The organism is Marinovum sp. PR37, from assembly GCF_028807375.1.
Taxonomy (GTDB): Bacteria; Pseudomonadota; Alphaproteobacteria; order Rhodobacterales; family Rhodobacteraceae; genus Marinovum; species Marinovum algicola.
In genome coordinates this window covers 1-1,271 of the sequence record NZ_JARAML010000075.1, presented here as the reverse complement: position 1 = coordinate 1,271, position 1,271 = coordinate 1, and the positions used below count along the sequence as shown (strand labels likewise).

At 62.1% G+C, this 1,271-nt stretch carries 1 protein-coding gene; it reads left to right on the top strand.

Annotated elements, in window-relative coordinates; translation table 11 throughout:
• Positions 1 to 95: 95 nt before the first annotated feature.
• Positions 96 to 1,271: IS256 family transposase (locus PVW49_RS23675; RefSeq protein WP_274591801.1), on the top strand; the 1,176-nt coding region annotated here is incomplete at its 3' end.

The following is a 1,271-nucleotide window of genomic DNA, read 5'->3' as shown; positions in this document are numbered from 1 at the left end:
GAGATATAGCCGAAAGTTGGTGATGGCCCTGAGGGGCGGCATATCATGGCGTTGTTCACGCGCCGCAATTCTCTGCAGAGAAAAGGATATGCCACATGAAGAATCCTACCATCACGCCGTTGCCCGATCCATCGGGATTTTCACCCGATCCGCTCACGGACGTCTTGCGATCAGGTGCGCGCGAGTTGATCCAGCAAGCGGTTGAAGCGGAGCTGTCCGCACTGCTTGCGGCCCATGCCGGTGAAAGGACCGAAGATGGCCGGGCGCGCATTGTCCGACACGGTCATCTTCCCGAGCGCGAGGTCATGACCGGCATTGGCCCGGTGCCGGTCAAGGTGCCACGCATTCGAGATCGGGGAGATGGGGCCGAGAAGATCCGGTTCACGTCTTCGATCCTGCCGCCTTATCTGCGCAAGGCCAAGTCCATCGAAGAACTGCTGCCCTGGCTCTATCTCAAGGGCATCTCGACGGGAGATTTCCAGGAAGCCCTTGCGGCACTCCTGGGGCCGAACGCCGCCGGACTTTCATCAACCACCATTTCCCGGCTCAAGGCCGTATGGTGGGAAGAATACGAGCGCTGGCAGTGCCGCGACCTGGGCGCGCGGCGCATCGTCTACATCTGGGCTGATGGCGTCTACTTCCGGCCGCGCATGGCCGAGGAAAAGCAATGCGTCCTGGTTCTGATCGGCGCGGATGAATGGGGCCGCAAGGAAGTTCTGGGCCTCACCGACGGCTACCGTGAGAGCACGCAGAGCTGGCGCGAACTGCTGCTCGACCTCAAACGCCGCGGCCTCACTCATGTCCCGGACCTGGCCGTAGGAGACGGCGCGCTTGGGTTCTGGACCGCGCTGCGCGAGGTCTTCGGCACGACCCGCGAGCAACGGTGTTGGGTCCACAAGACCGGCAATGTGCTCAACGCGATGCCCAAGTCGGTGCAGCCCAAGGCCAAGGGCCATCTGCACGATATCTGGCAGGCCGAGACCAGAGCGGAGGCTGAAGCCGCCTTCGATTTCTTCGTCGAGACTTACGGCGTCAAATACGACAAAGCGGTCGCCAAGTTGGTCAAAGACCGAGACGTGCTTCTCGCTTTCTATGACTTTCCGGCCGAGCACTGGAAACACATCCGGACCTCGAACCCCATCGAGAGCACCTTCGCCACGGTCCGCCACCGGACCGGCAAGACCAGGGGTTGCCTGAGCCGGAAAACCGGCCTCGCGATGGCGTTCCGGCTCATGATGTCGGCGCAGTCGAAATGGCGGAAGCTCGACGGC